Annotated in this window: 35 protein-coding genes; 34 read left to right on the forward strand and 1 reads right to left on the reverse strand. The window is 55.3% G+C overall.

Annotated elements, in window-relative coordinates; all coding sequences use genetic code 11:
- Positions 1–41 precede the first annotated feature (41 nt).
- From rpoC to bfr, 34 genes are all read left to right on the forward strand, one after another.
- On the forward strand, positions 42–4,241 hold the full coding sequence (gene rpoC, locus ABJ99_RS13735) for a DNA-directed RNA polymerase subunit beta' (protein ID WP_054086296.1): 4,200 nt from the start codon (positions 42–44) through the stop codon (positions 4,239–4,241).
- A gap of 197 nt (positions 4,242–4,438) precedes the next feature.
- A complete protein-coding gene (gene rpsL / locus ABJ99_RS13740) occupies positions 4,439–4,810 on the forward strand; it encodes a 30S ribosomal protein S12 (protein WP_002555494.1) in 372 nt (123 codons plus the stop codon).
- 122 nt (positions 4,811–4,932) lie between these two features.
- Positions 4,933–5,403 (forward strand): 30S ribosomal protein S7, encoded by a 471-nt coding sequence (rpsG, locus tag ABJ99_RS13745; protein ID WP_004397077.1) that lies wholly within the window; start codon positions 4,933–4,935, stop codon positions 5,401–5,403.
- Between the two features lie 30 nt (positions 5,404–5,433).
- A complete protein-coding gene (gene fusA / locus ABJ99_RS13750; RefSeq protein WP_007253312.1) occupies positions 5,434–7,539 on the forward strand; it encodes an elongation factor G in 2,106 nt (701 codons plus the stop codon).
- 31 nt (positions 7,540–7,570) lie between these two features.
- The gene (gene tuf / locus ABJ99_RS13755) at positions 7,571–8,764 is read left to right on the forward strand and encodes an elongation factor Tu (RefSeq protein WP_007245455.1); all 1,194 of its coding nucleotides are present in this window, start codon (positions 7,571–7,573) and stop codon (positions 8,762–8,764) included.
- A 141-nt stretch (positions 8,765–8,905) separates the two neighbouring features.
- On the forward strand, positions 8,906–9,217 hold the full coding sequence (rpsJ, locus tag ABJ99_RS13760; RefSeq protein WP_003186070.1) for a 30S ribosomal protein S10: 312 nt from the start codon (positions 8,906–8,908) through the stop codon (positions 9,215–9,217).
- An 81-nt stretch (positions 9,218–9,298) separates the two neighbouring features.
- The gene (rplC, locus tag ABJ99_RS13765; protein WP_007253310.1) at positions 9,299–9,934 is read left to right on the forward strand and encodes a 50S ribosomal protein L3; all 636 of its coding nucleotides are present in this window, start codon (positions 9,299–9,301) and stop codon (positions 9,932–9,934) included.
- A gap of 12 nt (positions 9,935–9,946) precedes the next feature.
- Complete coding sequence (gene rplD / locus ABJ99_RS13770) at positions 9,947–10,549, forward strand: 50S ribosomal protein L4 (protein WP_002555489.1); 603 nt, start codon at positions 9,947–9,949, stop codon at positions 10,547–10,549.
- Entirely contained in the window at positions 10,546–10,845 is a 300-nt protein-coding gene (gene rplW, locus ABJ99_RS13775; RefSeq protein ID WP_002555488.1) for a 50S ribosomal protein L23, read from the forward strand. Before rplD ends, rplW begins: the two co-directional genes overlap by 4 nt.
- 14 nt (positions 10,846–10,859) lie before the next feature.
- Positions 10,860–11,684, forward strand: a complete 825-nt coding sequence (gene rplB / locus ABJ99_RS13780) for a 50S ribosomal protein L2 (protein ID WP_024646118.1) — start codon at positions 10,860–10,862, stop codon at positions 11,682–11,684.
- A 16-nt stretch (positions 11,685–11,700) separates the two neighbouring features.
- Positions 11,701–11,976, forward strand: coding sequence for a 30S ribosomal protein S19 (gene rpsS, locus ABJ99_RS13785; RefSeq protein WP_002555486.1), 276 nt, complete (start codon positions 11,701–11,703; stop codon positions 11,974–11,976).
- A gap of 13 nt (positions 11,977–11,989) precedes the next feature.
- On the forward strand, positions 11,990–12,322 hold the full coding sequence (gene rplV, locus ABJ99_RS13790) for a 50S ribosomal protein L22 (protein WP_002555485.1): 333 nt from the start codon (positions 11,990–11,992) through the stop codon (positions 12,320–12,322).
- 13 nt (positions 12,323–12,335) lie between these two features.
- Entirely contained in the window at positions 12,336–13,022 is a 687-nt protein-coding gene (rpsC, locus tag ABJ99_RS13795; RefSeq protein WP_003176422.1) for a 30S ribosomal protein S3, read from the forward strand.
- A 12-nt stretch (positions 13,023–13,034) separates the two neighbouring features.
- Complete coding sequence (rplP, locus tag ABJ99_RS13800; protein WP_002555482.1) at positions 13,035–13,448, forward strand: 50S ribosomal protein L16; 414 nt, start codon at positions 13,035–13,037, stop codon at positions 13,446–13,448.
- On the forward strand, positions 13,448–13,639 hold the full coding sequence (gene rpmC, locus ABJ99_RS13805; RefSeq protein ID WP_002555481.1) for a 50S ribosomal protein L29: 192 nt from the start codon (positions 13,448–13,450) through the stop codon (positions 13,637–13,639). The genes rplP and rpmC overlap by 1 nt, the downstream gene beginning before the upstream one ends.
- A 2-nt stretch (positions 13,640–13,641) precedes the next feature.
- On the forward strand, positions 13,642–13,908 hold the full coding sequence (gene rpsQ, locus ABJ99_RS13810) for a 30S ribosomal protein S17 (protein WP_002555480.1): 267 nt from the start codon (positions 13,642–13,644) through the stop codon (positions 13,906–13,908).
- A 23-nt stretch (positions 13,909–13,931) separates the two neighbouring features.
- The gene (rplN, locus tag ABJ99_RS13815; protein WP_002555479.1) at positions 13,932–14,300 is read left to right on the forward strand and encodes a 50S ribosomal protein L14; all 369 of its coding nucleotides are present in this window, start codon (positions 13,932–13,934) and stop codon (positions 14,298–14,300) included.
- Between the two features lie 11 nt (positions 14,301–14,311).
- Positions 14,312–14,626 carry a 50S ribosomal protein L24 gene (gene rplX, locus ABJ99_RS13820; protein WP_002555478.1) on the forward strand — a complete coding sequence of 105 codons (315 nt, stop codon included), beginning with the start codon at positions 14,312–14,314 and terminating at the stop codon, positions 14,624–14,626.
- Positions 14,627–14,646: 20 nt separating this feature from the next.
- On the forward strand, positions 14,647–15,186 hold the full coding sequence (rplE, locus tag ABJ99_RS13825) for a 50S ribosomal protein L5 (RefSeq protein ID WP_002555477.1): 540 nt from the start codon (positions 14,647–14,649) through the stop codon (positions 15,184–15,186).
- Between the two features lie 13 nt (positions 15,187–15,199).
- Positions 15,200–15,505 (forward strand): 30S ribosomal protein S14, encoded by a 306-nt coding sequence (gene rpsN / locus ABJ99_RS13830; RefSeq protein WP_003400428.1) that lies wholly within the window; start codon positions 15,200–15,202, stop codon positions 15,503–15,505.
- A 213-nt stretch (positions 15,506–15,718) separates the two neighbouring features.
- Positions 15,719–16,111 (forward strand): 30S ribosomal protein S8, encoded by a 393-nt coding sequence (gene rpsH / locus ABJ99_RS13835; protein WP_002555475.1) that lies wholly within the window; start codon positions 15,719–15,721, stop codon positions 16,109–16,111.
- A gap of 12 nt (positions 16,112–16,123) precedes the next feature.
- Complete coding sequence (gene rplF, locus ABJ99_RS13840) at positions 16,124–16,657, forward strand: 50S ribosomal protein L6 (RefSeq protein ID WP_002555474.1); 534 nt, start codon at positions 16,124–16,126, stop codon at positions 16,655–16,657.
- 10 nt (positions 16,658–16,667) lie between these two features.
- Positions 16,668–17,018 carry a 50S ribosomal protein L18 gene (gene rplR, locus ABJ99_RS13845; RefSeq protein WP_002555473.1) on the forward strand — a complete coding sequence of 117 codons (351 nt, stop codon included), beginning with the start codon at positions 16,668–16,670 and terminating at the stop codon, positions 17,016–17,018.
- Positions 17,019–17,021: 3 nt separating this feature from the next.
- Positions 17,022–17,522, forward strand: a complete 501-nt coding sequence (gene rpsE, locus ABJ99_RS13850; protein WP_003317099.1) for a 30S ribosomal protein S5 — start codon at positions 17,022–17,024, stop codon at positions 17,520–17,522.
- A gap of 2 nt (positions 17,523–17,524) precedes the next feature.
- Positions 17,525–17,701 carry a 50S ribosomal protein L30 gene (rpmD, locus tag ABJ99_RS13855; protein ID WP_002555471.1) on the forward strand — a complete coding sequence of 59 codons (177 nt, stop codon included), beginning with the start codon at positions 17,525–17,527 and terminating at the stop codon, positions 17,699–17,701.
- Between the two features lie 3 nt (positions 17,702–17,704).
- Entirely contained in the window at positions 17,705–18,139 is a 435-nt protein-coding gene (gene rplO, locus ABJ99_RS13860; RefSeq protein ID WP_002555470.1) for a 50S ribosomal protein L15, read from the forward strand.
- Positions 18,140–19,474: a preprotein translocase subunit SecY gene (gene secY / locus ABJ99_RS13865; RefSeq protein ID WP_002555469.1), complete on the forward strand. Its 1,335-nt coding sequence runs from the start codon at positions 18,140–18,142 to the stop codon at positions 19,472–19,474.
- Between the two features lie 28 nt (positions 19,475–19,502).
- A complete protein-coding gene (gene rpmJ, locus ABJ99_RS27120; RefSeq protein ID WP_002555468.1) occupies positions 19,503–19,619 on the forward strand; it encodes a 50S ribosomal protein L36 in 117 nt (38 codons plus the stop codon).
- A gap of 130 nt (positions 19,620–19,749) precedes the next feature.
- Positions 19,750–20,106: a 30S ribosomal protein S13 gene (gene rpsM / locus ABJ99_RS13870; RefSeq protein ID WP_002555467.1), complete on the forward strand. Its 357-nt coding sequence runs from the start codon at positions 19,750–19,752 to the stop codon at positions 20,104–20,106.
- A gap of 30 nt (positions 20,107–20,136) precedes the next feature.
- On the forward strand, positions 20,137–20,526 hold the full coding sequence (gene rpsK, locus ABJ99_RS13875) for a 30S ribosomal protein S11 (protein WP_002555466.1): 390 nt from the start codon (positions 20,137–20,139) through the stop codon (positions 20,524–20,526).
- Between the two features lie 18 nt (positions 20,527–20,544).
- Positions 20,545–21,165 carry a 30S ribosomal protein S4 gene (gene rpsD, locus ABJ99_RS13880; RefSeq protein ID WP_002555465.1) on the forward strand — a complete coding sequence of 207 codons (621 nt, stop codon included), beginning with the start codon at positions 20,545–20,547 and terminating at the stop codon, positions 21,163–21,165.
- Positions 21,166–21,187: 22 nt separating this feature from the next.
- A complete protein-coding gene (locus ABJ99_RS13885) occupies positions 21,188–22,189 on the forward strand; it encodes a DNA-directed RNA polymerase subunit alpha (protein ID WP_003176403.1) in 1,002 nt (333 codons plus the stop codon).
- 41 nt (positions 22,190–22,230) lie between these two features.
- Positions 22,231–22,617: a 50S ribosomal protein L17 gene (gene rplQ, locus ABJ99_RS13890; RefSeq protein ID WP_003317096.1), complete on the forward strand. Its 387-nt coding sequence runs from the start codon at positions 22,231–22,233 to the stop codon at positions 22,615–22,617.
- A gap of 261 nt (positions 22,618–22,878) precedes the next feature.
- The gene (bfr, locus tag ABJ99_RS13895; protein ID WP_054086297.1) at positions 22,879–23,343 is read left to right on the forward strand and encodes a bacterioferritin; all 465 of its coding nucleotides are present in this window, start codon (positions 22,879–22,881) and stop codon (positions 23,341–23,343) included.
- Between the two features lie 96 nt (positions 23,344–23,439).
- Here bfr and uvrA read toward each other — a convergent pair whose 3' ends face one another.
- Positions 23,440–26,274 (reverse strand): excinuclease ABC subunit UvrA, encoded by a 2,835-nt coding sequence (gene uvrA / locus ABJ99_RS13900; protein WP_054086298.1) that lies wholly within the window; start codon positions 26,272–26,274, stop codon positions 23,440–23,442.
- Positions 26,275–26,344: the final 70 nt, after the last annotated feature.

The raw sequence follows: 26,344 nt of genomic DNA on the forward strand, positions 1-26,344 counted from the left end.
GGGCGGTCATGCCTGCTCCCTGCTCCGCCAGGAGGAAAGCCTTGAAAGACTTACTGAATTTGCTGAAAAACCAGGGTCAGGTCGAAGAGTTCGACGCAATCCGTATCGGACTTGCATCGCCTGAGATGATCCGTTCCTGGTCGTTCGGTGAAGTTAAAAAGCCGGAAACCATCAACTACCGTACGTTCAAGCCTGAGCGTGACGGTCTGTTCTGCGCCAAGATCTTTGGCCCGGTAAAAGATTACGAGTGCCTGTGCGGTAAGTACAAGCGCCTGAAGCACCGCGGCGTCATCTGCGAAAAATGCGGTGTTGAAGTGGCCCTGGCCAAGGTTCGTCGCGAGCGTATGGCTCACATCGAACTGGCTTCGCCGGTTGCCCACATCTGGTTCCTGAAATCGCTGCCGTCCCGTATCGGCTTGCTGATGGACATGACCCTGCGTGATATCGAACGCGTTCTCTACTTCGAGAGCTATGTCGTTATCGATCCAGGCATGACCACCCTTGAAAAAGGCCAGCTGCTGAACGACGAGCAGTACTTCGAAGCGCTCGAAGAGTTCGGTGATGACTTTGACGCCCGCATGGGTGCTGAAGCTGTTCGCGAATTGCTGCACGCTATCGATCTGGAACACGAAATCGGCCGTCTGCGTGAAGAGATTCCGCAAACCAATTCCGAAACCAAGATCAAGAAGCTGTCCAAGCGTCTGAAGCTGATGGAAGCCTTCCAGGGTTCCGGCAACCTCCCCGAGTGGATGGTGCTGACCGTTCTGCCGGTTCTGCCGCCAGATCTGCGTCCTCTGGTTCCGCTTGACGGTGGCCGTTTCGCGACGTCCGACCTCAACGATCTGTATCGTCGAGTGATCAACCGTAACAACCGTCTGAAGCGTCTGCTGGATCTGTCCGCTCCCGATATCATCGTGCGCAACGAAAAGCGCATGCTGCAGGAAGCGGTCGATGCACTGCTCGACAACGGTCGTCGCGGTCGCGCCATCACCGGTTCCAACAAGCGTCCTCTCAAATCCCTGGCTGACATGATCAAGGGTAAGCAGGGTCGTTTCCGTCAGAACTTGCTCGGTAAGCGTGTTGACTACTCGGGTCGTTCGGTAATTACCGTAGGTCCGACCCTGCGTCTGCACCAGTGCGGTCTGCCGAAAAAGATGGCTCTTGAGCTGTTCAAGCCGTTCATCTTCGGCAAGCTGGAAATGCGTGGCCTGGCTACCACCATCAAAGCTGCCAAGAAAATGGTCGAGCGCGAGCTGCCAGAAGTCTGGGACGTTCTTGCCGAAGTGATTCGCGAACACCCAGTGCTCCTGAACCGTGCGCCAACGCTTCACCGTCTTGGTATCCAGGCCTTTGAACCGGTTCTGATCGAAGGTAAGGCTATCCAGCTGCACCCGCTGGTCTGTGCTGCGTACAACGCCGACTTCGACGGTGACCAGATGGCCGTTCACGTGCCTTTGACGCTGGAAGCCCAGCTCGAAGCGCGCGCACTGATGATGTCGACCAACAACATTCTGTCGCCAGCCAACGGTGAGCCGATCATCGTTCCTTCTCAGGACGTTGTATTGGGTCTGTACTACATGACTCGTGAAGCGATCAACGCCAAAGGCGAAGGTCGTGTGTTTGCGGATCTGCAGGAAGTCGACCGCGTATTCCGCGCCGGCGAAGCGGCTCTGCACGCCAAGGTCAAGGTTCGTATCCACGAAACGGTCAATGATCGTGATGGTGGCAGCGTCAAGAACACTCGTATCGTTGACACCACTGTCGGCCGTGCGTTGCTGTTCCAGGTGGTTCCGGCCGGCCTGTCCTACGACGTCGTCAACCAGCCGATGAAGAAAAAAGCGATCTCCAAACTGATCAACCAGTGCTACCGCGTGGTTGGTTTGAAAGAGACCGTTATCTTCGCTGACCAGTTGATGTATACCGGTTTTGCCTACTCGACCATTTCGGGTGTTTCCATCGGCGTTAACGACTTCGTTATCCCGGATGAGAAAGCTCGCATCATCGACGCGGCCACCGAAGAAGTTAAAGAGATCGAAAGCCAGTACGCTTCCGGCCTGGTAACCCAGGGCGAGAAGTACAACAAGGTGATCGACCTTTGGTCCAAGGCGAACGACGAAGTCTCGAAAGCGATGATGTCGAACCTGTCCAAAGAGCGCGTTATCGACCGTCACGGCGTCGAAGTTGATCAGGAATCCTTCAACTCGATGTACATGATGGCTGACTCCGGGGCGCGTGGTTCTGCTGCCCAGATTCGTCAGCTGGCCGGTATGCGTGGTCTGATGGCCAAGCCTGACGGCTCCATCATCGAAACGCCGATCACTGCGAACTTCCGTGAAGGTTTGAGCGTACTTCAGTACTTCATCTCCACTCACGGTGCTCGTAAGGGTCTTGCGGATACTGCGTTGAAAACCGCTAACTCCGGTTATCTGACTCGTCGTCTGGTAGACGTGGCTCAGGATCTGGTCGTTACCGAAGTAGACTGCGGTACCGAACACGGCCTGCTGATGACTCCGCACATTGAAGGCGGCGACGTTGTAGAGCCGCTGGGTGAGCGCGTACTGGGTCGAGTCATTGCCCGTGACGTGTTCAAGCCGGGTACAGAAGAAATCATCGTGCCTGCAGGCACTCTGGTTGACGAGAAATGGGTTGAGTTCATCGAGCTGAACAGCATCGACGAAGTCATTGTCCGCTCGCCAATCAGTTGTGAAACCCGCTACGGTATTTGCGCCAAGTGCTATGGTCGCGACCTGGCTCGCGGTCACCAGGTCAACATCGGTGAAGCTGTAGGCGTTATCGCTGCACAGTCGATCGGTGAGCCGGGTACCCAGCTGACAATGCGTACGTTCCACATTGGTGGTGCGGCAAGCCGGACCTCGGCCGCCGACAGCGTTCAGGTGAAGAACGGCGGTACTGTCCGTCTTCACAACCTGAAGCACGTAGAGCGTGTCGACGGTCACCTGGTTGCGGTATCCCGCTCCGGTGAGCTGGCAATCGCTGATGACTTCGGTCGTGAGCGTGAGCGTTACAAACTGCCATACGGTGCAGTGATTTCGGTGAAGGAAGGCGACAAGGTCGACGCTGGTTCGATCGTGGCCAAGTGGGATCCGCACACTCACCCGATTGTCACCGAGATGAAAGGTACTGTTACCTACGTCGGCATGGAAGAAGGCATCACGATCAAGCGTCAGACAGACGAATTGACCGGTATGACCAACATTGAAGTGCTTGATGCCAAAGACCGCCCGGCTGCTGGCAAGGACATCCGTCCTGCCGTGAAGATGGTTGGTCTGGATGGCAAGGATCTGCTGCTGCCAGGTACCGACGTGCCGGCTCAGTACTTCTTGCCGGCTAACGCCCTGGTTGGTGTGGCTGACGGTGCGCAGATCGCGATCGGTGATGTTATCGCTCGTATTCCGCAGGAAACTTCGAAGACCCGTGACATCACCGGTGGTCTGCCGCGTGTTGCCGACCTGTTCGAAGCGCGTCGTCCGAAAGAGGCGTCGATCCTTGCAGAAGTCAGCGGTACCATCGCATTCGGTAAAGAGACCAAAGGCAAGCGCCGTCTGGTCATTACCCCGAACGACGGTAGCGATCCGTATGAGGAGCTGATTCCGAAGTGGCGTCACCTGAACGTCTTCGAAGGCGAGCAAGTGAACCGCGGCGAAGTTATCTCCGACGGCCCGAGCGATCCACACGACATCCTGCGTTTGCTGGGTGTGAGTGCGCTGGCCAAGTACATCGTCAACGAGATTCAGGACGTATACCGTCTGCAAGGCGTGAAAATCAACGACAAGCACATCGAGACCATCTTGCGTCAGATGCTGCGTAAAGTTGAGATTGCCGAGTCTGGCGACTCCAGCTTCATCAAGGGCGACCAGATGGAACTGACTCACGTACTGGTAGAAAACGAGCGTCTGAGCACGGAAGACAAGTTTGTTTCCAAGTTCACTCGTGTGTTGCTGGGTATCACCAAGGCATCGCTGTCCACCGAGTCGTTCATCTCTGCGGCCTCCTTCCAGGAGACAACCCGCGTACTGACCGAAGCGGCTGTGACAGGCAAGCGCGATTACTTGCGCGGCCTGAAGGAAAACGTGGTTGTGGGTCGTTTGATCCCGGCCGGTACCGGTCTGGCTTATCACAGCGAGCGCAAGCGTCGCCGTGAAATGGACAAACCAACCCGTGTCAGCGCCAGCGAAGTAGAAGCAGCTCTGACGGAAGCGTTGAACTCCAGCGGTAACTAAGACCAAAGCCTCGGCATTTTCATTCGGCAGGCAGCACATTTTGTGCTGTTTGCCAGACGAAGCGGCCGGGGCTTTGTCTTGACTGGGGGCGGGATCCTCTTTAGACTCTTGTACCCCTAAATTTGGCGGGGTCTGTGCCCTGTCATTTGCTTTTCTTGTAAGACAATAGCGTCGCAAGACAACAGTGGAGCTAGTAGATGGCAACTATCAACCAGCTGGTACGTCAGCCGCGTAAGCGTATCGTCGAGAAATCCGACGTGCCTGCGCTGCAGAATTGCCCGCAACGTCGCGGTGTGTGCACTCGTGTGTATACCACCACGCCGAAAAAACCTAACTCGGCATTGCGTAAAGTCTGCCGTGTGCGCCTGACCAACGGTTTCGAGGTTTCCTCGTACATCGGTGGTGAAGGTCACAACCTGCAAGAGCACAGCGTGGTACTGATCCGTGGCGGTCGTGTAAAAGACTTGCCAGGTGTTCGTTATCACACCGTTCGTGGTTCTCTGGATACCTCCGGCGTTAAAGGCCGTAACCAGGGTCGCTCGAAATACGGTACCAAGAAGCCTAAGTAGTCTTTGGCTTCTGTTTGAAATTGCAGATTTCTATTTTTCTGAGTCGATAAGAGTAAGGTCGGGCGCATCCTTAGCAGGATGGTGGTCCCGAGCTAACCTGAAGACCGTTTGAGGGCTTATCCATGCCAAGAAGACGCGTAGCAGCCAAGCGCGAAGTGCTTGACGATCCAAAATACGGCAGCCAGATTCTGGCCAAGTTCATGAACCACGTGATGGAGAGCGGCAAGAAAGCCGTTGCCGAGCGTATCGTTTATGGCGCGCTGGAAAAGGTTAAAGAACGTAAGAACAGCGATCCCCTGGAAATCTTCGAGAAAGCTCTCGACGCCATCGCTCCGCTGGTCGAAGTAAAGTCGCGCCGTGTAGGCGGTGCTACTTACCAGGTTCCTGTCGAAGTTCGTCCGTCCCGTCGTAATGCTCTGGCAATGCGTTGGCTGGTAGACTTCGCGCGTAAGCGCGGTGAGAAGTCCATGGCTCTGCGTTTGGCTGGCGAACTGATGGACGCCGCCGAAGGTAAAGGTGCTGCGGTCAAGAAGCGTGAAGACGTGCACCGTATGGCCGAGGCCAACAAGGCTTTCTCGCACTACCGCTTCTAATTTCAGCGTCACTAATTTTGCGAGGGCTTTATGGCTCGTACTACTCCGATTGGCCGCTACCGTAACATTGGTATCGTCGCTCACGTGGATGCTGGTAAAACCACCACCACCGAGCGCGTACTTTTTTACACCGGCAAAAGCCACAAAATGGGCGAGGTGCATGATGGCGCCGCGACCACGGACTGGATGGTTCAGGAGCAGGAGCGTGGTATTACCATTACTTCTGCTGCTATTACTGCCTTTTGGCAGGGTTCCGAGAAGCAACACAAAGACCAATACCGTTTCAACGTCATTGACACTCCGGGCCACGTTGACTTCACTATTGAAGTTGAGCGTTCCCTGCGTGTGCTCGACGGCGCGGTCGTTGTGTTCTGTGGTACTTCCGGCGTAGAGCCCCAGTCCGAAACTGTATGGCGTCAAGCCAACAAGTACGGTGTTCCACGTATCGTTTACGTGAACAAGATGGACCGTGCCGGCGCCAACTTTCTGCGCGTAATCGCTCAGATCAAGCAGCGTCTGGGTCACACTCCGGTGCCGATCCAGCTGGCTATTGGTGCTGAAGACAACTTCCAGGGTCAAATCGACCTGATGTCCATGGAAGCTGTTTACTGGAGCGATGCTGACAAGGGTATGGTTCCACGTCGCGAGCCTATTCCTGCTGAACTGCAGGAGCTGGCTAACGAGTGGCGCAGCAACATGGTTGAAGCTGCTGCTGAAGCCAACGAAGAGCTGATGAACAAATACCTTGAAGGTGAAGAACTCACCAATGAGGAAATCAAGGCCGCTCTGCGTCAGCGTACTATCGCTGGTGAGATCGTTCTTGCTGTTTGCGGTTCTTCCTTCAAGAACAAGGGCGTTCCCCTTGTTCTCGACGCCGTGATCGACTACCTGCCGGCTCCAATCGACATTCCAGCTATCAAGGGTTCCGATCCTGATAACGAAGAAGTGCTGATGGAGCGTCATGCAGACGACAACGAGCCGTTCTCGGCTCTGGCGTTCAAGATCGCCACCGACCCATTCGTGGGTACTTTGACTTTCGTCCGTGTTTACTCGGGCGTGTTGGCATCCGGCGACGGTGTGATCAACTCGGTCAAAGGCAAGAAAGAGCGCGTGGGTCGTATGGTGCAAATGCACGCAAACGCCCGCGAAGAGATCAAGGAAGTGCGCGCTGGTGACATCGCGGCCTTGATCGGCATGAAGGACGTCACCACTGGTGAAACCTTGTGCAACGCTGACAAGCCAATCATCCTGGTTCGTATGGACTTCCCGGAGCCGGTTATTTCGGTTGCTGTTGAGCCAAAGACCAAGGATGACCAGGAAAAAATGGGTATCGCACTGGGCAAACTTGCTCAGGAAGACCCGTCTTTCCGCGTCAAAACTGATGAAGAGACTGGTCAAACGATCATCTCTGGCATGGGCGAGCTCCACCTGGACATCCTGGTTGACCGGATGCGCCGTGAGTTCAACGTCGAAGCCAACATCGGCAAGCCTCAGGTTTCCTATCGTGAGCGCATCACGAAGAACTGTGAGATCGAAGGCAAGTTCGTTCGTCAATCCGGCGGTCGTGGCCAGTTTGGTCATTGCTGGATCCGTTTTGCACCTGCTGACGAAGGTCAGGAAGGTCTGCAATTCGTAAACGAAGTGGTGGGTGGTGTTGTTCCCAAGGAATACATCCCGGCTATCCAGAAGGGCATCGAAGAGCAGATGAAGAACGGCGTTGTTGCCGGTTATCCGCTGATCGGCCTGAAGGCTACCGTGTTTGATGGTTCCTACCATGACGTCGACTCGAACGAGATGGCGTTTAAGGTGGCTGCTTCCATGGCGACCAAGCAACTGGCCCAGAAGGGCGGTGGTGAGTTGCTTGAGCCGATCATGGCGGTAGAGGTTGTTACGCCTGAAGACTATATGGGTGACGTGATGGGCGACCTTAACCGTCGTCGCGGCATGATTCTGGGTATGGAAGATACGGTTTCCGGCAAAGTGATTCGTGCCGAGGTTCCGTTGGGCGAGATGTTCGGTTATGCGACCGATGTCCGCTCCATGTCCCAGGGTCGCGCAAGCTACTCTATGGAATTCAAAAAATACAATACAGCGCCGTCGCACATCGTCGAAACTGTAACCAAAAAACAAGGCTGATTCAGCGCCTTTAGGCTAGGAGTTATTTGTCGTGGCTAAAGAAAAATTTGATCGTTCCCTCCCGCATTGCAACGTCGGCACCATTGGTCACGTTGACCATGGCAAGACCACGCTGACCGCTGCTCTGACTCGCGTCTGCTCCGAAGTTTTCGGTTCGGCTCGTGTTGACTTCGACAAGATCGACAGCGCACCAGAAGAGAAAGCTCGCGGTATCACCATCAACACCGCTCACGTTGAGTACAACTCGGCTACGCGTCACTACGCGCACGTTGACTGCCCAGGTCACGCTGACTACGTGAAGAACATGATCACCGGTGCTGCGCAGATGGACGGCGCTATCCTGGTTTGTTCGGCTGCTGATGGTCCGATGCCGCAAACCCGTGAGCACATCCTGCTGTCCCGTCAGGTTGGCGTTCCGTACATCGTGGTCTTCCTGAACAAGGCTGACCTGGTAGACGACGCTGAGCTGCTGGAACTGGTTGAGATGGAAGTGCGCGATCTGCTGAGCACTTACGACTTCCCGGGCGACGACACTCCAATCATCATCGGCTCCGCCCGTATGGCATTGGAAGGCAAAGACGACAACGAGATGGGCACCACTGCCGTCAAGAAGTTGGTTGAGACTCTGGACAGCTACATTCCTCAGCCAGAGCGTGCTGTCGACAAGCCGTTCCTGATGCCAATCGAAGACGTATTCTCGATCTCCGGTCGCGGTACTGTTGTGACTGGTCGTGTTGAGCGCGGTATCGTCAAGGTTCAGGATCCACTGGAAATCGTTGGTCTGCGTGACACTACCGTCACCACCTGCACCGGTGTTGAAATGTTCCGTAAACTGCTCGACGAAGGTCGTGCTGGCGAGAACTGCGGCGTTCTGCTGCGTGGTACCAAGCGTGACGACGTTGAGCGTGGCCAGGTTCTGGTCAAGCCAGGCACTGTCAAGCCGCACACTCAGTTCGAAGCTGAAATCTACGTTCTGAGCAAAGAAGAAGGCGGTCGTCACACTCCGTTCTTCAAAGGCTACCGTCCACAGTTCTACTTCCGTACTACCGACGTTACCGGTAGCTGCGAACTGCCGGAAGGCGTAGAAATGGTTATGCCAGGTGATAACGTTAAAGTTTCCGTTACCCTGATCAAGCCAATCGCAATGGAAGATGGTCTGCGTTTCGCAATCCGTGAAGGCGGTCGTACCGTCGGCGCTGGCGTCGTAGCCAAAATCATCGCGTAAGCGTTGATTCCCAAAAAGAGCCCCCGCACTGCGGGGGCTTTTTTATTGGGTTGACACCCCGTTAGCACGTCTATAGAATTGCGCCTCCTTTTAACGGGCGTATTGCGCTCGGTGGGAACAGCAATCTGGAGTCTGAATCCAATGCAAAACCAGCAAATCCGTATCAGGTTGAAGGCTTTTGACCATCGCCTGATCGACCAATCAACCCAGGAAATCGTGGAAACCGCGAAACGTACTGGTGCACAGGTGCGTGGTCCGATTCCACTGCCGACTCGTAAAGAGCGGTTCACCGTTCTGGTTTCTCCGCACGTCAACAAAGACGCGCGCGACCAGTATGAGATCCGTACTCACAAGCGTGTTCTGGATATCGTCCAGCCAACGGATAAAACCGTTGACGCGCTTATGAAGCTTGATCTTGCAGCCGGTGTGGAAGTTCAGATCAGCCTCGGCTAAGACTTGGGTCTTAGTCGTGTAACGCTCTGAAATGGGCGGCCATAGCGGGTGAAAGCCCCGTACACTCATGAGGTTTACAACATGACTATTGGTGTAGTCGGTCGTAAATGCGGTATGACCCGTATTTTCACCGAAGAAGGTGTCTCCATTCCGGTCACGGTCATTGAGATCGAGCCGAATCGCGTCACTCAGTTCAAAACCGAAGAAACCGATGGCTATCGTGCAGTGCAAGTCACTGTCGGCGAGCGTCGTGCTTCGCGTGTCACAGCCGCTCAGGCTGGCCACTTCGCTAAAGCGAACGTTGCCGCCGGTCGTACTGTCATGGAGTTCCGTCTTGAAGAAGGCGACTACCAGGCTGGCGATCTGATCAACGCTGAAATCTTCGCTGCTGGTCAACTGGTTGATGTGACCGGTCAGTCCAAGGGTAAAGGCTTCCAGGGTACGATCAAGCGTTGGAATTTCCGTGGTCAGGACAATACCCACGGTAACTCCGTCTCCCACCGCGTCCCGGGCTCTATCGGCCAGTGCCAGACTCCTGGTCGTGTATTCAAGGGCAAAAAAATGTCCGGTCATATGGGCGCTGAGCGCGTGACCGTGCAGTCCCTCGAAGTAGTGCGCGTGGACGCTGAACGCAATCTGTTGTTGGTCAAGGGTGCTGTTCCTGGCGCTACTGGCGGCAACCTGGTTGTACGTCCGGCAGCCAAGGCTCGCGGTTAAGGGGAAGCTGACATGCAATTAAATGTAAATGACGCTCAGGCAATCGAAGTTTCCGAACTGACATTTGGCGGCGAGTTCAACGAGACGCTGGTTCACCAGGCAGTCGTGGCCTACATGGCTGGCGGTCGTCAAGGTAGCAAGCAGCAAAAGACCCGTTCCGACGTTCGTGGTGGCGGTAAGCGCCCTTGGCGTCAGAAAGGTACTGGCCGTGCTCGTGCCGGTACTATTCGTAGCCCAATCTGGCGCGGCGGCGGTACCACTTTCGCAGCTCGTCCACAGGATCACACTCAGAAGCTCAACAAGAAGATGTATCGCGCAGCACTGCGCTCCATTCTTGCTGAACTGGTTCGTACTGATCGTCTGGTCGTGGTTCAGGATTTCGCTGTTGAAGCACCGAAAACCAAAGATTTGCTGAACAAGCTGACTGGCATGGGCCTGACTGACGTCCTGATCGTGTCCGATGCTGTTGACCAGAATCTGTACCTGGCTGCTCGCAACCTGCCGCACGTTGATGTACGTGACGTTCAAGGTTCCGATCCAGTTAGTCTGATCGCATACGACAAAGTGTTGATCACTGTGTCGGCCGTGAAGAAATTCGAGGAGCTGCTGGGATGAACCAGGAACGCGTATTTAAAGTTCTGCTTGGCCCGCACGTTTCCGAAAAGGCTACGGTTCTCGCAGACAAAAAAGGTCAGTTCGTTTTCAAGGTTGCTACTGACGCAACCAAGCTGGAAATCAAGAAGGCCGTCGAAAGCCTGTTCAGCGTGAAAGTAGAGCGTGTTACTACCCTGAATGTTCTGGGTAAGAGCAAGCGCACTGCTCGCGGTCTGGGCAAGCGTAATGACTGGAAGAAGGCGGTTATCTCCCTTCAGCCAGGCCAAGATCTCGATTTCAGCAGCAGTGCTGAGTAAGGAAGGGGTGCATCATGGCAATCGTTAAATGCAAACCGACTTCCCCTGGCCGCCGTTTTGTGGTCAAGGTGGTCAATCAGGAGCTGCATAAAGGCGCTCCTCACGCACCGCTGCTCGAGAAAAAATCGAAGACTGGTGGTCGTAACAACAATGGTCGTATTACTACCCGTCATATCGGTGGTGGCCATAAGCAGCATTATCGTCTGGTCGATTTCCGTCGCAACGACAAGGATGGCATCGCTGCCACCGTCGAGCGTATCGAATACGATCCAAACCGTACTGCTCACATTGCTCTGCTGCTGTACGCAGACGGCGAGCGCCGCTACATCATCGCCCCTAAAGGCGTGAGTGCTGGCGACCAGCTGATTGCAGGTGCTCTGGCACCAATCAAGCCGGGCAATGCTCTTCAACTGCGCAACATTCCAGTTGGTAGCACCGTACACGGCATCGAACTGAAGCCAGGTAAAGGCGCACAGATCGCTCGTTCCGCTGGTGCTTCTGCACAGCTGATCGCACGTGAAGGTGTGTACGTAACCCTGCGTCTTCGCTCCGGTGAAATGCGTAAAGTACTTTCTGAGTGCCGTGCAACGCTGGGCGAAGTCTCGAACTCCGAGCACAGCCTTCGTTCGCTGGGTAAAGCAGGTGCCAAACGCTGGCGTGGCGTTCGCCCAACCGTTCGTGGTGTTGCCATGAACCCGGTTGACCACCCACATGGTGGTGGTGAAGGTCGTACCTCTGGTGGTCGTCATCCGGTATCGCCGTGGGGCTTCCCGACTAAGGGCGCGAAGACTCGTGGTAATAAGCGTACCGACAAAATGATCGTCCGTCGTCGCAAGTAAATAGAGGGATACGACAGTGCCACGTTCTCTGAAAAAAGGTCCTTTTATTGATCTTCACCTACTGAAGAAGATCGAAGTGGCGGCGGAAAAGAACGATCGCAAACCGGTGAAAACCTGGTCGCGTCGTTCGATGATCCTGCCACAAATGGTCGGTCTGACCATTGCAGTGCATAACGGTCGTCAACATGTCCCTGTTCTCGTGAACGAAGACATGGTCGGCCATAAACTAGGCGAGTTTGCCGGTACCCGCACATATCGTGGGCACGTGGCAGACAAGAAAGCCAAGCGTTAAGGGGTAAGGAACGATGGAAGTAGCCGCTAAGTTGTCGGGCGCTCGAATCTCCGCCCAGAAAGCCCGCTTGGTCGCCGACCAGATCCGCGGGAAGAAGGTGGGCGAAGCGCTCAACCTGTTGGCTTTCAGCAGTAAGAAAGCCGCCGAGATCCTGAAGAAAGTGCTGGAGTCGGCTGTAGCCAACGCCGAGCATAACGAAGGCGCAGACGTTGATGACCTCAAGGTCTCCACCGTTTTCGTCAACGAAGGGCGTTCGCTGAAGCGCATCATGCCACGTGCTAAAGGCCGTGCTGATCGCATCGTCAAGCGGTCTTGCCATATCACTGTCAAGGTTGCTGACAAGTAACGGAGTCGAAGAGATGGGTCAGAAAGTACATCCCATTGGCATTCGCCTGGGAATCGTCAAGGAGCACACCTCCGTCTGGTACGCAGACGGTCGGACTTATGCGGACTATTTGTTCGCTGATCTGAAAGTGCGTGAGTACCTCCAAGACAAATTAAAAAGCGCGTCCGTCAGCCGTATCGATATCCATCGTCCGGCTCAGACAGCACGTATCACCATCCACACCGCTCGTCCAGGTATCGTTATCGGGAAGAAAGGTGAAGATGTTGAGAAACTGCGTCAGGACCTGACCAAGCAAATGGGTGTGCCTGTGCACATCAATATCGAAGAGATCCGCAAGCCGGAGCTTGACGGTATGCTGGTTGCGCAGAGCGTAGCTCAGCAGCTGGAGCGTCGCGTAATGTTCCGTCGCGCTATGAAGCGCGCTGTTCAGAACGCCATGCGCATTGGTGCCAAAGGCATCAAAATCCAAGTGAGCGGTCGTCTCGGCGGTGCTGAAATCGCACGTACTGAATGGTATCGCGAAGGTCGTGTGCCACTGCACACCCTGCGTGCCGACATCGACTATGCCAACTACGAAGCTCACACCACTTACGGTGTGATCGGTGTAAAGGTTTGGATCTTCAAAGGCGAAGTAATTGGTGGTCGCCAAGAAGAACTGAAACCACAAGCACCAGCGCCTCGTAAAAAAGCTGCTAAGTAAGGGGTACGCCAAATGTTGCAACCAAAGCGTACGAAGTTCCGCAAGCAGATGACCGGCCACAACCGTGGTCTGGCACTGCGCGGTAGCAAAGTCAGCTTCGGCGAGTTCGCGCTGAAGTCTGTAGCTCGTGGTCGTCTCACCGCTCGTCAGATCGAGTCAGCGCGTCGTGCTCTGACCCGTCACGTTAAACGTGGCGGCAAGATCTGGATCCGTGTATTCCCGGACAAGCCTGTCACCAAGAAGCCACTCGAAGTTCGGATGGGTAAAGGTAAGGGTAACGTGGAGTACTGGGTTGCCCAGATTCAGCCAGGCAAAGTCCTGTATGAAATCGAGGGTGTTACTGAAGAGCTGGCGCGTGAGGCTTTCGCCCTGGCTGCTGCAAAGCTGCCGCTCGCCACCTCCTTTGTTAAGCGGACGGTGATGTGATGAAAGCGAATGAACTTCGTGAAAAATCAGCACAGCAGCTGAACGAGCAACTGCTCGGCCTGCTGCGCGACCAGTTCAATCTGCGTATGCAGAAGGCAACTGGCCAGTTGGGGCAGTCTCATCTGCTCTCGCAAGTTAAGCGTGACATCGCTCGCGTGAAAACTGTGCTCAACCAGCAGGCAGGTAAGTAATCATGGCTGAAGCCGAAAAAACTGTCCGTACGCTGACTGGCCGTGTTGTCAGCGACAAGATGGACAAGACCATCACCGTTCTGATTGAGCGTCGCGTAAAGCACCCAATCTACGGTAAATACGTTAAGCGTTCGACTAAGCTGCACGCGCACGACGAAACCAACCAATGCCATATCGGCGACAAGGTCACTATTCGTGAAACTCGTCCGGTAGCCAAGACTAAGTCTTGGGCGTTGGTTGATATCCTCGAACGCGCTGTGGAAGTCTAAGGACTAGGGGTCGGAGAAATTATATGATTCAGACTCAATCCATGCTCGATGTGGCCGATAACAGCGGCGCTCGCCGCGTTATGTGCATCAAGGTGCTGGGTGGCTCCCATCGTCGTTACGCTGGTATCGGTGACATCATCAAAGTGACCGTCAAGGAAGCAATTCCGCGCGGCAAGGTGAAAAAAGGCCAAGTGATGACTGCAGTTGTAGTCCGCACTCGCCACGGTGTTCGCCGTGCAGACGGCTCCATCATCCGCTTTGATGGCAACGCTGCTGTTCTGTTGAACAACAAGCAAGAGCCGATCGGTACCCGTATTTTTGGGCCAGTGACCCGTGAACTTCGTACTGAGAAGTTCATGAAGATCGTCTCGCTCGCCCCTGAAGTGCTTTAAGGAGATCCGACATGCAAAAGATTCGTCGTGACGACGAGATCATCGTGATCGCCGGCAAAGACAAAGGTAAGCGCGGTAAGGTGCTCAAGGTTCTCGCTGACGACCGTTTGGTCGTTGGTGGGATCAACCTGGTGAAGCGTCATACCAAGCCAAACCCGATGTCGGGCGTACAGGGCGGTATCGTCGAGAAAGAAGCGCCACTGCACGCTTCCAACGTCGCCATTTTCAACGGCGCAACCAACAAGGCTGACCGCGTTGGTTTCAAAGTTGAAGACGGCAAGAAAATTCGTGTCTTCAAGTCGACCCAAAAAGCGGTTGATGCTTGAACACTGCTAGGTAGAAGACCATGGCACGACTAAAAGAGATTTACCGGAAGGAAATCGCTCCGAAACTTAAGGAAGAACTTAAGCTTTCGAACGTGATGGAAGTTCCGCGCGTTACCAAAATCACCCTGAACATGGGTCTGGGCGAAGCGATCGGCGACAAAAAAGTCATCGAGCACGCTGTTGCTGACCTGGAAAAGATCACCGGTCAAAAGGTCGTTGTGACTTACGCTCGGAAATCCATCGCTGGCTTTAAAGTCCGTGAAGGTTGGCCGATCGGCGTCAAAGTGACCCTGCGCCGCGATCGTATGTACGAGTTCCTGGATCGTCTGCTGTCGATCTCCCTGCCTCGGGTTCGCGACTTCCGCGGCCTGAATGCCAAGTCCTTCGATGGTCGTGGTAACTACAGCATGGGCGTCAAAGAGCAGATCATTTTCCCGGAAATTGACTACGACAAGATCGATGCTCTTCGCGGTCTGGACATCACCCTGACCACCACTGCCAAGAACGATGATGAAGGTCGCGCATTGCTGCGTGCTTTCAAATTCCCGTTCCGCAACTGATTGGAGTAGGACAATGGCCAAGATGAGCATGAAAAACCGTGAGCTGAAGCGTCAGCTCACTGTTGCCAAGTACGCCAAGAAGCGTGCAGAGCTGAAAGCTATCATCGTCGATCTGAACGCAAGTCCAGAAGCGCGTTGGGAAGCTACCGTAGCCCTGCAGAAGCAACCACGTGACGCAAGCGCTGCGCGCATGCGTAACCGTTGCCGCATCACTGGTCGTCCACACGGCGTCTATCGCAAATTCGGCCTCGGCCGTAACAAGCTGCGTGAAGCAGCTATGCGTGGCGACGTTCCAGGTCTGGTCAAAGCCAGCTGGTAAGGCGCACCTCTCGTTTCTTTCCGGCCGGTCACGCAAGTCACTGGTCGGTATGAAGCCTGAATTTGAATCAAGCCCCTTTTGGGGCTTGATTCATTTCTGGGGTAGGACTAGAATTGCCGGCTCGCCTGAGCCCGTGTTTTTACTTGCCCGGAAGTTCTCGGCGATCAAGCTGTAGCCGCAAGGCTAATTATTTTGTTTAGGAGCGTCTAGCCCATGAGTATGCAGGACCCGTTAGCGGACATGCTAACTCGTATCCGTAATGCCCAGATGGCTGAAAAGCCCGTCGTCAGCATGCCATCTTCCACGTTGAAGGTTGCTGTAGCAAAAGTCCTGAAGGACGAAGGCTACATTGCGGGTTATCAGATCAGCAGCGAAGTTAAATCCTCGCTGTCCATCGAGCTTAAGTACTTCGAAGGCCGTCCGGTCATTGAAGAGGTTAAGCGCGTCAGCCGCCCAGGCTTGCGTCAGTACAAGTCCTCCGATGATCTGCCGAAAGTTCGTGGCGGTCTTGGTGTGTCTATCGTCTCCACCAGTAAAGGTGTGATGACGGATCGTGCTGCGCGCGCTGCCGGTGTCGGTGGCGAAGTGCTTTGCACTGTGTTCTAAGGGGGGATAAGCATGTCACGCGTAGCTAAGAACCCCGTTAAGTTGCCATCCGGCGTCGAAGTCAAACTCGTCGGACAGCTGCTTTCGGTGAAGGGTGCCAAGGGCACTCTAGAACTGAACATCCATTCGTCCGTTGAGATTGTTGAAGAAGCTGGTGAGCTGCGTTTCGCTGCTCGCAATGGCGATCAACAAACCCGCGCAATGGCAGGCACCACTCGTGCACTGGTAAACAATATGGTCCAGGGCGTAAGCCAAGGCTTCGAGCGTAAGCTCCAGCTGGTCGGTGTTGGTTACAAGGCGCAAGCAAAAGGCACGGTATTGAACCTTGCACTTGGCTTCTCGCACCCGGTGGACTACGAATTGCCGAATGGCATCACCGCTGAGACCCCCAGCCAGACCGATATCCTGATTCGCGGTATCGATAAGCAGTTGGTTGGTCAAGTGGCCGCTGAGATCCGCGACTTCCGCCGTCCTGAGCCTTACAAAGGCAAAGGTGTGCGTTACGCGGACGAAGTCGTCCGCCGTAAAGAAGCCAAGAAGAAGTAGGGCATAGCAAATGACCGTCAAAAAAGTTACCCGACTGCGTCGCGCTCGCAAAGCACGCCTGAAAATGCACGAGCTGGAAGTCGTGCGTCTCTGCGTGCACCGCTCTTCGCAGCACATTTATGCCCAGGTCATTTCGGCCGACGGCAGCAAAGTCCTGGCAAGCGCCTCGACTTTGGACAAAGAACTGCGTGATGGCGCCACTGGCAACATCGACGCGGCCACTAAGGTTGGCAAGCTGGTCGCCGAGCGCGCGAAAGCCGCGGGTGTATCGCAAGTCGCTTTCGACCGTTCTGGCTTCAAGTACCACGGCCGTGTCAAAGCGCTGGCTGATGCTGCTCGTGAAGGCGGGCTGGAGTTCTAAGTTATGTCAAATCACGACCAAAAACGCGACGAAGGCTACATCGAGAAACTGGTTCAAGTTAACCGCGTGGCTAAAACCGTAAAAGGCGGCCGTATCTTCACTTTCACTGCGTTGACCGTAGTGGGTGATGGTAAAGGGCGCGTTGGCTTCGGCCGTGGCAAGTCACGTGAAGTGCCTGCTGCGATCCAGAAAGCGATGGAAGCTGCTCGCCGCAACATGATTCAGGTTGATCTGAACGGTACGACGCTGCAGTACGCAATGAAGTCTGCTCATGGCGCCTCCAAGGTGTACATGCAGCCTGCTTCCGAAGGTACCGGTATCATCGCTGGCGGCGCAATGCGCGCAGTGCTGGAAGTTGCTGGTGTCCAGAACGTATTGGCCAAGTGCTACGGTTCGACTAACCCGGTAAACGTGGTTCATGCTACGTTCAAGGGTTTGAAGGGCATGCAGTCTCCTGAGTCGATCGCTGCCAAACGTGGCAAGCGTGTTGAGGAGATCATCTGATCATGGCTACCGTTAAAGTAACGCTGATCAAAAGCATGACCGGCCGCATCCCTAATCACAGATTGTGCATTAAGGGTTTGGGTCTGCGTCGCATCGGTCACACTGTAGAAGTCCTGGATACTCCCGAGAATCGCGGGATGATCAACAAGGCTTACTACATGCTGCGAGTCGAGGGTTAATCGATGAAACTCAATGATCTGAGTCCAGCGCCGGGTTCCCGTCGTGAAAAGCATCGTCCGGGCCGTGGTATCGGTAGCGGTTTGGGTAAGACTGGTGGCCGTGGCCACAAAGGTCAAAGCTCCCGCTCCGGTGGCACTATTGCTCCGGGCTTTGAGGGCGGCCAACAACCGCTGCATCGTCGCCTGCCAAAATTCGGTTTCGTTTCACTGAAGGCCATGGATCGCGCAGAAGTGCGTTTGTCCGAGCTGGCTAAAGTGGAAGGCGACATCGTAACTGTGCAGTCCCTGAAGGATGCCAACGTGATTAACCAGAACGTACAGCGTGTGAAAATCATGCTGTCGGGCGAAGTTACTCGCGCTGTCACTATCAAGGGTATCGCCGCCACCAAAGGTGCGCGTGCGGCTATCGAAGCAGCTGGCGGCAAGTTCGAGGAATAAATGGCTAAGCAAGGTGCTCTCTCTGCGCTCGGCAAAGGCGGTATGTCTGAACTCTGGGCTCGTCTGCGTTTTCTGTTCCTGGCGATTATCGTCTACCGAATAGGCGCACACATCCCGGTTCCAGGTATCAACCCGGACCGACTCGCAGAACTGTTTCGACAGAATGAGGGGACCATTCTTAGCTTGTTCAACATGTTTTCCGGCGGTGCGCTGGAGCGGATGAGCATCTTTGCGTTGGGGATCATGCCGTACATTTCGGCATCGATCATCATGCAACTGATGACCGCCGTCAGCCCACAGCTGGAGCAGTTGAAGAAGGAAGGTGAAGCTGGCCGTCGCAAGATTAGCCAGTACACCCGCTACGGCACCGTTGTCCTGGCATTGGTTCAAGCTATCGGCATGTCCGTTGGCTTGGCCAGTCAGGGCGTCGCGTTTTCTGGAGACCTGGGTTTCCACTTTGTGGCCGTTACCACCTTCGTGGCTGGTGCGATGTTCATGATGTGGCTGGGCGAGCAGATTACCGAGCGCGGTGTCGGCAACGGTATCTCGATGTTGATTTTCGCAGGTATCGTCGCCGGTCTTCCGAGAGCGATAGGGCAGTCTTTCGAGTCTGCACGTCAGGGTGATATCAATATCTTCGCTCTGGTCGCAATCGGATTGCTGGCAGTAGCGATCATCGGTTTCGTGGTGTTCATTGAGCGTGGTCAGCGTCGTATTGCTGTTCACTACGCCAAGCGTCAGCAGGGCCGTAAGGTCTTCGCTGCGCAGACCAGCCACTTGCCGCTGAAAGTGAACATGGCAGGTGTAATTCCGGCCATTTTTGCAAGCAGCATTTTGCTGTTCCCGGCTTCGTTGGGGTCCTGGTTCGGTCAGTCTGAAGGTCTGGGCTGGTTGCAGGACATCTCGCAGTCGATCGCTCCTGGTCAGCCGTTGAATATTCTGCTGTTTAGTGCAGGGATTATTTTCTTCTGCTTCTTCTATACGGCGTTGATGTTCAATCCGAAAGACGTAGCGGAAAACCTGAAGAAGTCCGGTGCCTTTATTCCGGGTATTCGTCCAGGTGAGCAGTCGGCGCGCTACATTGATGGCGTTTTGACTCGCTTGACCATGTTCGGTGCTCTATATATGACGGCCGTGTGTTTGCTTCCCCAGTTTCTGGTGGTCGCGGCAAACGTACCGTTCTACCTTGGCGGGACCTCGTTGCTGATCGTGGTCGTGGTTGTGATGGACTTTATGTCGCAAGTACAATCGCACCTCGTTTCGCACCAGTATGAATCCCTGATGAAGAAAGCCAACCTGAAGGGCTACGGTGGCAGCGGCGGTATGCTGCGCTGAAGCACCCCTAAGGTTCGAGGAGTTGGTGATGAAAGTTCGTGCATCGGTGAAAAAGCTGTGCCGTAACTGCAAGATTATTCGCCGCGAAGGTGTTGTTCGAGTAATTTGCAGTGCGGAACCACGTCATAAGCAGCGCCAAGGCTGATTGTGATTTGTGCTTAAGCCCAGCAGCTAGTGCGCTGCTGGGTTGATTATTTGTTACTACAGCGATATTATCTCGCGCCCTATTTCTTGGCTTCCGGGGCGTAGGTAGCTGTCAATTGGAGTCCCACTGAATGGCCCGTATTGCAGGCGTTAACATTCCAGATAACAAGCATACTGTTATCTCGCTGACCTACATCTATGGTGTTGGTCGCACCACTGCACAGAAAATTTGTGCAACCACCGGGGTTAACCCGGCGGTGAAAATCAAAGATCTGAGCGACGAGCAGATTGAACAGCTGCGTGGCGAAGTGGCGAAGTTCACCACTGAAGGTGACCTGCGTCGCGAAATCAACATGAAAATCAAGCGCTTGATGGACTTGGGCTGCTACCGCGGTCTGCGTCATCGTCGTGGTCTTCCAGTGCGCGGTCAGCGTACCAAGACCAACGCGCGTACTCGCAAAGGTCCGCGTAAGCCGATCCGCAAGTAATCGCTCCAGCGCAACGACAGGAATTTAGTCATGGCAAAACCTGCTGCTCGTCCTCGTAAAAAAGTTAAAAAGACAGTGGTTGATGGCATCGCCCACATCCACGCGTCGTTTAACAACACAATCGTCACCATCACCGATCGTCAAGGTAACGCGCTTTCTTGGGCTACCTCCGGCGGTTCGGGTTTCCGTGGTTCTCGCAAGTCCACCCCGTTCGCTGCTCAAGTAGCTGCTGAGCGTGCTGGTCAAGCTGCGCTGGAGTACGGTCTGAAGAACCTCGACGTCAATGTCAAGGGTCCAGGCCCAGGTCGTGAATCCGCTGTCCGTGCATTGAACGGCTGTGGCTATAAGATCGCCAGCATCACCGACGTGACGCCAATCCCGCACAACGGGTGCCGTCCGCCGAAGAAGCGCCGCGTGTAATCCAGGAGACTGTAAGAAATGGCTCGTTACATTGGTCCAAAATGCAAACTTGCTCGTCGTGAAGGCACCGATCTCTTTTTGAAGAGCGGCGTTCGCGCTATCGAATCCAAGTGCAACATCGAAGCAGCTCCGGGTATCCACGGCCAACGCCGCGGTCGCCAGTCCGATTACGGTACTCAGCTGCGTGAAAAGCAAAAAGTCCGTCGTATCTACGGCGTTCTCGAGCGTCAGTTCAGCGGCTACTACAAAGAAGCCGCCGGCAAGAAAGGTGCAACAGGCGAGAACCTGCTGCAACTGCTCGAATGCCGTCTGGACAACGTTGTATACCGTATGGGCTTCGGCTCCACTCGTGCAGAATCCCGTCAATTGGTTTCGCACAAGTCGGTTAGCGTAAACGGCAAAACCGTTAACGTTCCTTCTTATCAGGTTCGTGCTGGCGACGTTGTTGCTATCCGCGAAAAAGCTAAGAACCAGCTGCGTATTGTCCAGGCTCTCGATCTGTGTGCCCAACGTGGCCGCGTAGAATGGGTAGAAGTAGACACTGAGAAGAAATCGGGCGTTTTCAAGAACGTACCAGCTCGCAGTGATCTGTCCGCCGACATCAACGAAAGCCTGATTGTCGAGCTCTACTCCAAGTAAGGGCTAGAAAATAGGTGCATCCATGCAGATTTCGGTAAATGAGTTCCTGACACCCCGCCACATTGATGTGCAGGTTGTCAGTCCAACCCGCGCCAAGATCACTCTCGAGCCTCTCGAGCGTGGTTTCGGCCATACCCTGGGCAACGCGCTTCGCCGCATTTTGTTGTCCTCCATGCCCGGCTGTGCAGTAGTCGAGGCCGAGATTGACGGTGTGCTCCATGAGTACAGCGCCATCGAAGGTGTACAGGAAGACGTCATTGAAATCCTGTTGAACCTTAAAGGTCTGGCTATCAAGCTGCACGGTCGAGACGAAGTTACGCTGACCTTGTCGAAGAAGGGTTCGGGGGTGGTTACCGCTGCCGATATTCAGCTGGATCATGATGTCGAGATCGTTAACCCCGATCACGTAATCGCTAACCTGGCGTCTAACGGCGCCTTGAACATGAAGCTCACCGTAGCTCGTGGTCGTGGTTATGAGCCGGCAGACTCGCGTCAAAGCGATGAAGACGAAAGCCGCAGCATTGGTCGCTTGCAGCTCGACTCTTCGTTCAGCCCGGTTCGCCGTATCGCATACGTGGTGGAAAACGCCCGTGTCGAGCAGCGTACTAACCTGGACAAGCTGGTTATTGATCTGGAAACCAACGGTACTCTGGACCCTGAAGAGGCAATCCGTCGCGCTGCAACCATCCTGCAACAGCAGTTGGCTGCGTTCGTGGATCTCAAAGGCGACAGCGAACCAGTGGTAATCGAACAGGAAGACGAGATCGATCCGATCCTGCTTCGTCCGGTTGACGATTTGGAACTGACCGTGCGTTCGGCCAACTGCCTTAAGGCGGAGAACATCTACTACATCGGCGACCTGATTCAGCGCACCGAAGTAGAGTTGTTGAAGACTCCGAACCTGGGCAAGAAATCCTTGACCGAGATCAAGGACGTTCTGGCTTCTCGTGGTCTGTCCCTCGGCATGCGCCTCGACAACTGGCCGCCGGCAAGTCTTAAGAAGGACGACAAGGCTACGGCCTGATCGTCGTAATCACCGAACGCGAGTTTGGTAAGGAATGAACCATGCGTCATCGTAAAAGTGGACGTCACCTGAGCCGTACCAGCTCTCACCGCAAAGCCATGTTTCAAAACATGGCGGTGTCGCTGTTCGAGCACGAGCTGATCAAAACTACCCTGCCGAAAGCCAAGGAACTGCGCCGCGTTGCCGAGCCGCTGATCACCCTGGCCAAGGAAGACAGTGTTGCCAACCGTCGTCTGGCTTTCGACCGTACTCGTTCGAAAGAAATCGTCGGCAAACTGTTCAACGATCTGGGCAAACGCTATGCAACCCGTCAGGGCGGCTACCTGCGTATCCTCAAGTGCGGTTTCCGCGCTGGCGACAACGCGCCTATGGCGTACGTCGAGTTGGTTGATCGTCCTATTGGTGGCTCTGTAGAAGCCGCTGAATAAGACATCAGTTTGAACATCAAACCGGGCCCAGGCCCGGTTTTTTGTTTTCCACGATTCAAGCAGGCCAAACCAGGTATCAATCAGCATACGTTGAAATATCGGGCTGACTCGAAGTGAGAAACAGAACCGCCCTCATTTGGGCGGTTTTTCGCTTCTTAACGGCGTAATATCGATGCTTTTTGTCTGTTTATTGCGTTTTTTCCAGTGACCTTACGCATCGCTTGGTTCAAACTAACGTCTTTGAAGCAGGAGTCTGTTGCGATGCAAGGCCACCCGGAAGTAATCGATTATCTCAACACGTTGCTCACGGGCGAATTGGCTGCTCGTGACCAATATTTCGTTCACTCGCGCATGTACGAAGACTGGGGCTTTTCCAAGCTCTATGAGCGTATCAACCACGAGATGGAAGAAGAGGCGCAACACGCTGATGCGCTGATGCGCCGCATCCTGATGCTGGAAGGCACGCCACGTATGCGTCCGGATGACCTGGACGTCGGCACCACGGTGCCTGAGATGCTCGCCAGTGATCTTCGTCTCGAATACAAAGTCCGTGCCGCCCTGTGCAAGGGTATCGCGCTGTGCGAGCTGCACGGTGACTATGTGACCCGCGAGATACTGTGCGTGCAGTTGGCCGACACGGAAGAAGACCACACCTATTGGCTGGAACAGCAAATGGGGCTGATCAAATCCATCGGTCTGCAGAACTACCTGCAATCGCAGTTCTGATTCAGCGCTCACAAAAAAGCTCCTGCACGTACGTGACAGGAGCTTTTTTGTATCTGGTGGGCTTGGCCAAAGCCAAGCCCGTTTTCAACGCATCAGTTATGCCTTGTCTCTGATCAACAGCGGCTTGAGGTAATGCCCGGTGTAAGACTGCTTCATCTCGGCGACCTGTTCAGGTGTGCCCGTCGCAATGATCTGTCCACCCCTCGACCCGCCTTCCGGCCCAAGATCAACCAGCCAGTCCGCAGTCTTGATCACATCCAGGTTGTGCTCAATCACAACCACCGTGTTGCCGTGGTCGCGCAGACGATGCAGAACATCCAGCAATTGCTGAATATCGGCGAAATGCAGGCCGGTAGTCGGTTCGTCGAGGATGTACAGCGTCTTGCCGGTATCACGCTTGGACAGCTCGCGCGACAACTTGACCCGCTGCGCCTCACCCCCCGACAACGTCGTCGCCGACTGGCCCAGCTTGATATAGGAAAGCCCCACATCCATCAGGGTCTGCAGCTTGCGCGCCAAGGCGGGAACGGCGTCGAAGAACTCGCGGGCTTCCTCGATGGTCATCTCCAGCACTTCGTGGATGTTCTTGCCCTTGTACTTGACCTCAAGCGTCTCGCGGTTGTAACGCTTGCTCTTGCATACATCGCACGGCACGTAGATGTCCGGCAGAAAATGCATCTCGACCTTGATCAGACCGTCGCCCTGGCATGCTTCGCAGCGCCCACCCTTGACGTTGAACGAAAACCGGCCCGGCCCGTAGCCCCGCGAGCGGGATTCCGGCACGCCGGCGAACAGTTCGCGGATCGGCGTGAACAGCCCGGTGTACGTCGCCGGGTTGGAACGTGGCGTACGACCGATCGGGCTCTGATCGATGTCCACGACCTTGTCCAGATGCTGCAGGCCGTTGATGCTGTCGTGAGTCGCAGCCTCAAGCGTCGTTGCGCCGTTAAGTGCTGTGGCGCTGAGCGGGAACAGGGTGTTGTTGATCAGCGTCGACTTGCCCGACCCGGAAACCCCCGTCACACACGTCAGCAAACCGATCGGTATCTCAAGGTTCACGTTCTGCAAGTTATTGCCACGTGCGCCCTTGAGGGTTAGCGAGAGCTTTTTGTTACGCGGTGTACGCTTGGCCGGCACGGCGATCTTCACGCGGCCTGACAGGTATTTGCCCGTCAGCGAGTCTGGGTGCGCCATCACCTCGTCCGGGGTACCTTCTGCGACGATATGGCCGCCATGCACGCCGGCACCCGGGCCGATGTCGACCACATAGTCGGCCAGACGAATCGCATCCTCGTCGTGCTCGACCACAATCACCGTATTGCCGATATCGCGCAGGTGCTTGAGGGTGCCCAGCAGACGATCGTTATCGCGCTGGTGCAGGCCAATCGACGGTTCGTCGAGGATGTACATCACCCCGACCAGACCCGCACCAATCTGGCTGGCCAGACGAATCCGCTGGGCTTCGCCGCCAGAAAGGGTGTCCGCACTGCGATCCAGGGTCAGGTAGTCCAGGCCGACGTTCACCAGGAATTGCAGGCGCTCACGAATTTCCTTGAGGATCTTGTCGGCAATTTCACCGCGCCGCCCGGTCAGCTTCAGTGTGTCGAAATACTGCGTTGCATCGCCAATCGGCAGATTGGTCACCGCAGGCAAGGTCTTTTCACCCACCCACACATGACGCGCCTCGCGACGCAGGCGAGTGCCGCGGCAGTCAGGGCAGGGCTGTGTACCGAGAAACTTGGCCAGCTCCTCGCGCACGGTTGCCGATTCGGTTTCCCGATAGCGACGTTCCAGGTTCGGCACGATGCCTTCGAACGGGTGCGCGCGCTTGACGATATCGCCGCGGTCATTCAGATAGCGGAAGTCGACATTCTGCGAGCCGCTGCCGTTGAGCAGGATCTTCTGCATGTCGGCGCCCAGCTCTTTGAACGGCACTTCAAGACTGAAGCCGTAGTGCTTGGACAGCGAGCCAAGCATCTGGAAGTAATAGACGTTACGCCTGTCCCAGCCTCGTATCGCGCCCTCGGCCAGCGTCAGTTCGGCATTCACCAGCCGCTTGATATCGAAGAACTGTTTCAAGCCCAGGCCGTCGCAGGTCGGGCATGCACCGGCCGGGTTGTTGAAGGAGAACAGCTTCGGCTCCAGCTCGCTGATCGCATGGCCGCAGATCGGACACGCGAAGCGCGCGGAGAAAATCACTTCCTCGCCCGGCTCGTCGTCCATCGGCGCGACCAGGGCAATGCCATCTGCCAGCTTCAACGCGGTTTCAAAAGATTCAGCCAGACGCTGTTGCAGGTCTGCGCGAACCTTGAAGCGGTCCACCACCACATCGATGGAATGTTTCTTCTGCTTGTCCAGCTTCGGCAGCTCATCCAGCTCACACAGCTTGCCGTTGACCCGCGCCCGGACGAAGCCCTGGGCACGCAGCTCTTCGAAAACCGAAAGGTGCTCACCTTTGCGCTCACGAATGACTGGAGCCAGCAGCATCAATTTGCTGCCTTCAGGCTGGGTCAGCACCAGATCAACCATCTGGCTGACGGTCTGGGCTTCCAGCGGAATATCGTGATCCGGGCAACGTGGCTGCCCAACCCGCGCGTACAGAAGGCGCAGGTAGTCGTAAATTTCGGTGATCGTGCCCACGGTCGAGCGCGGGTTATGCGACGTAGACTTCTGCTCGATGGAAATCGCAGGCGACAGACCTTCAATCGTGTCGACGTCCGGTTTTTCCATCATCGACAGGAACTGCCGGGCATAGGCCGACAGCGATTCGACGTAGCGGCGTTGCCCTTCGGCGTACAGCGTATCGAAAGCCAGCGAAGACTTGCCTGAGCCGGAGAGCCCGGTAATAACGATCAGTTTGTCGCGGGGAAGTGTCAGGTCAATATTTTTCAGGTTGTGGGTTCGTGCCCCACGTATCAGGATCTTGTCCACTGCGGCCTCGCTTGGCGGGCATAAACGACGGAGTATAAGGCTCCGAGCCATTACGCGGCAAAGCGTCGCG

It is taken from the genome of Pseudomonas syringae pv. cilantro (assembly GCF_001293775.1).
Taxonomy (GTDB): Bacteria; Pseudomonadota; Gammaproteobacteria; order Pseudomonadales; family Pseudomonadaceae; genus Aquipseudomonas; species Aquipseudomonas syringae_P.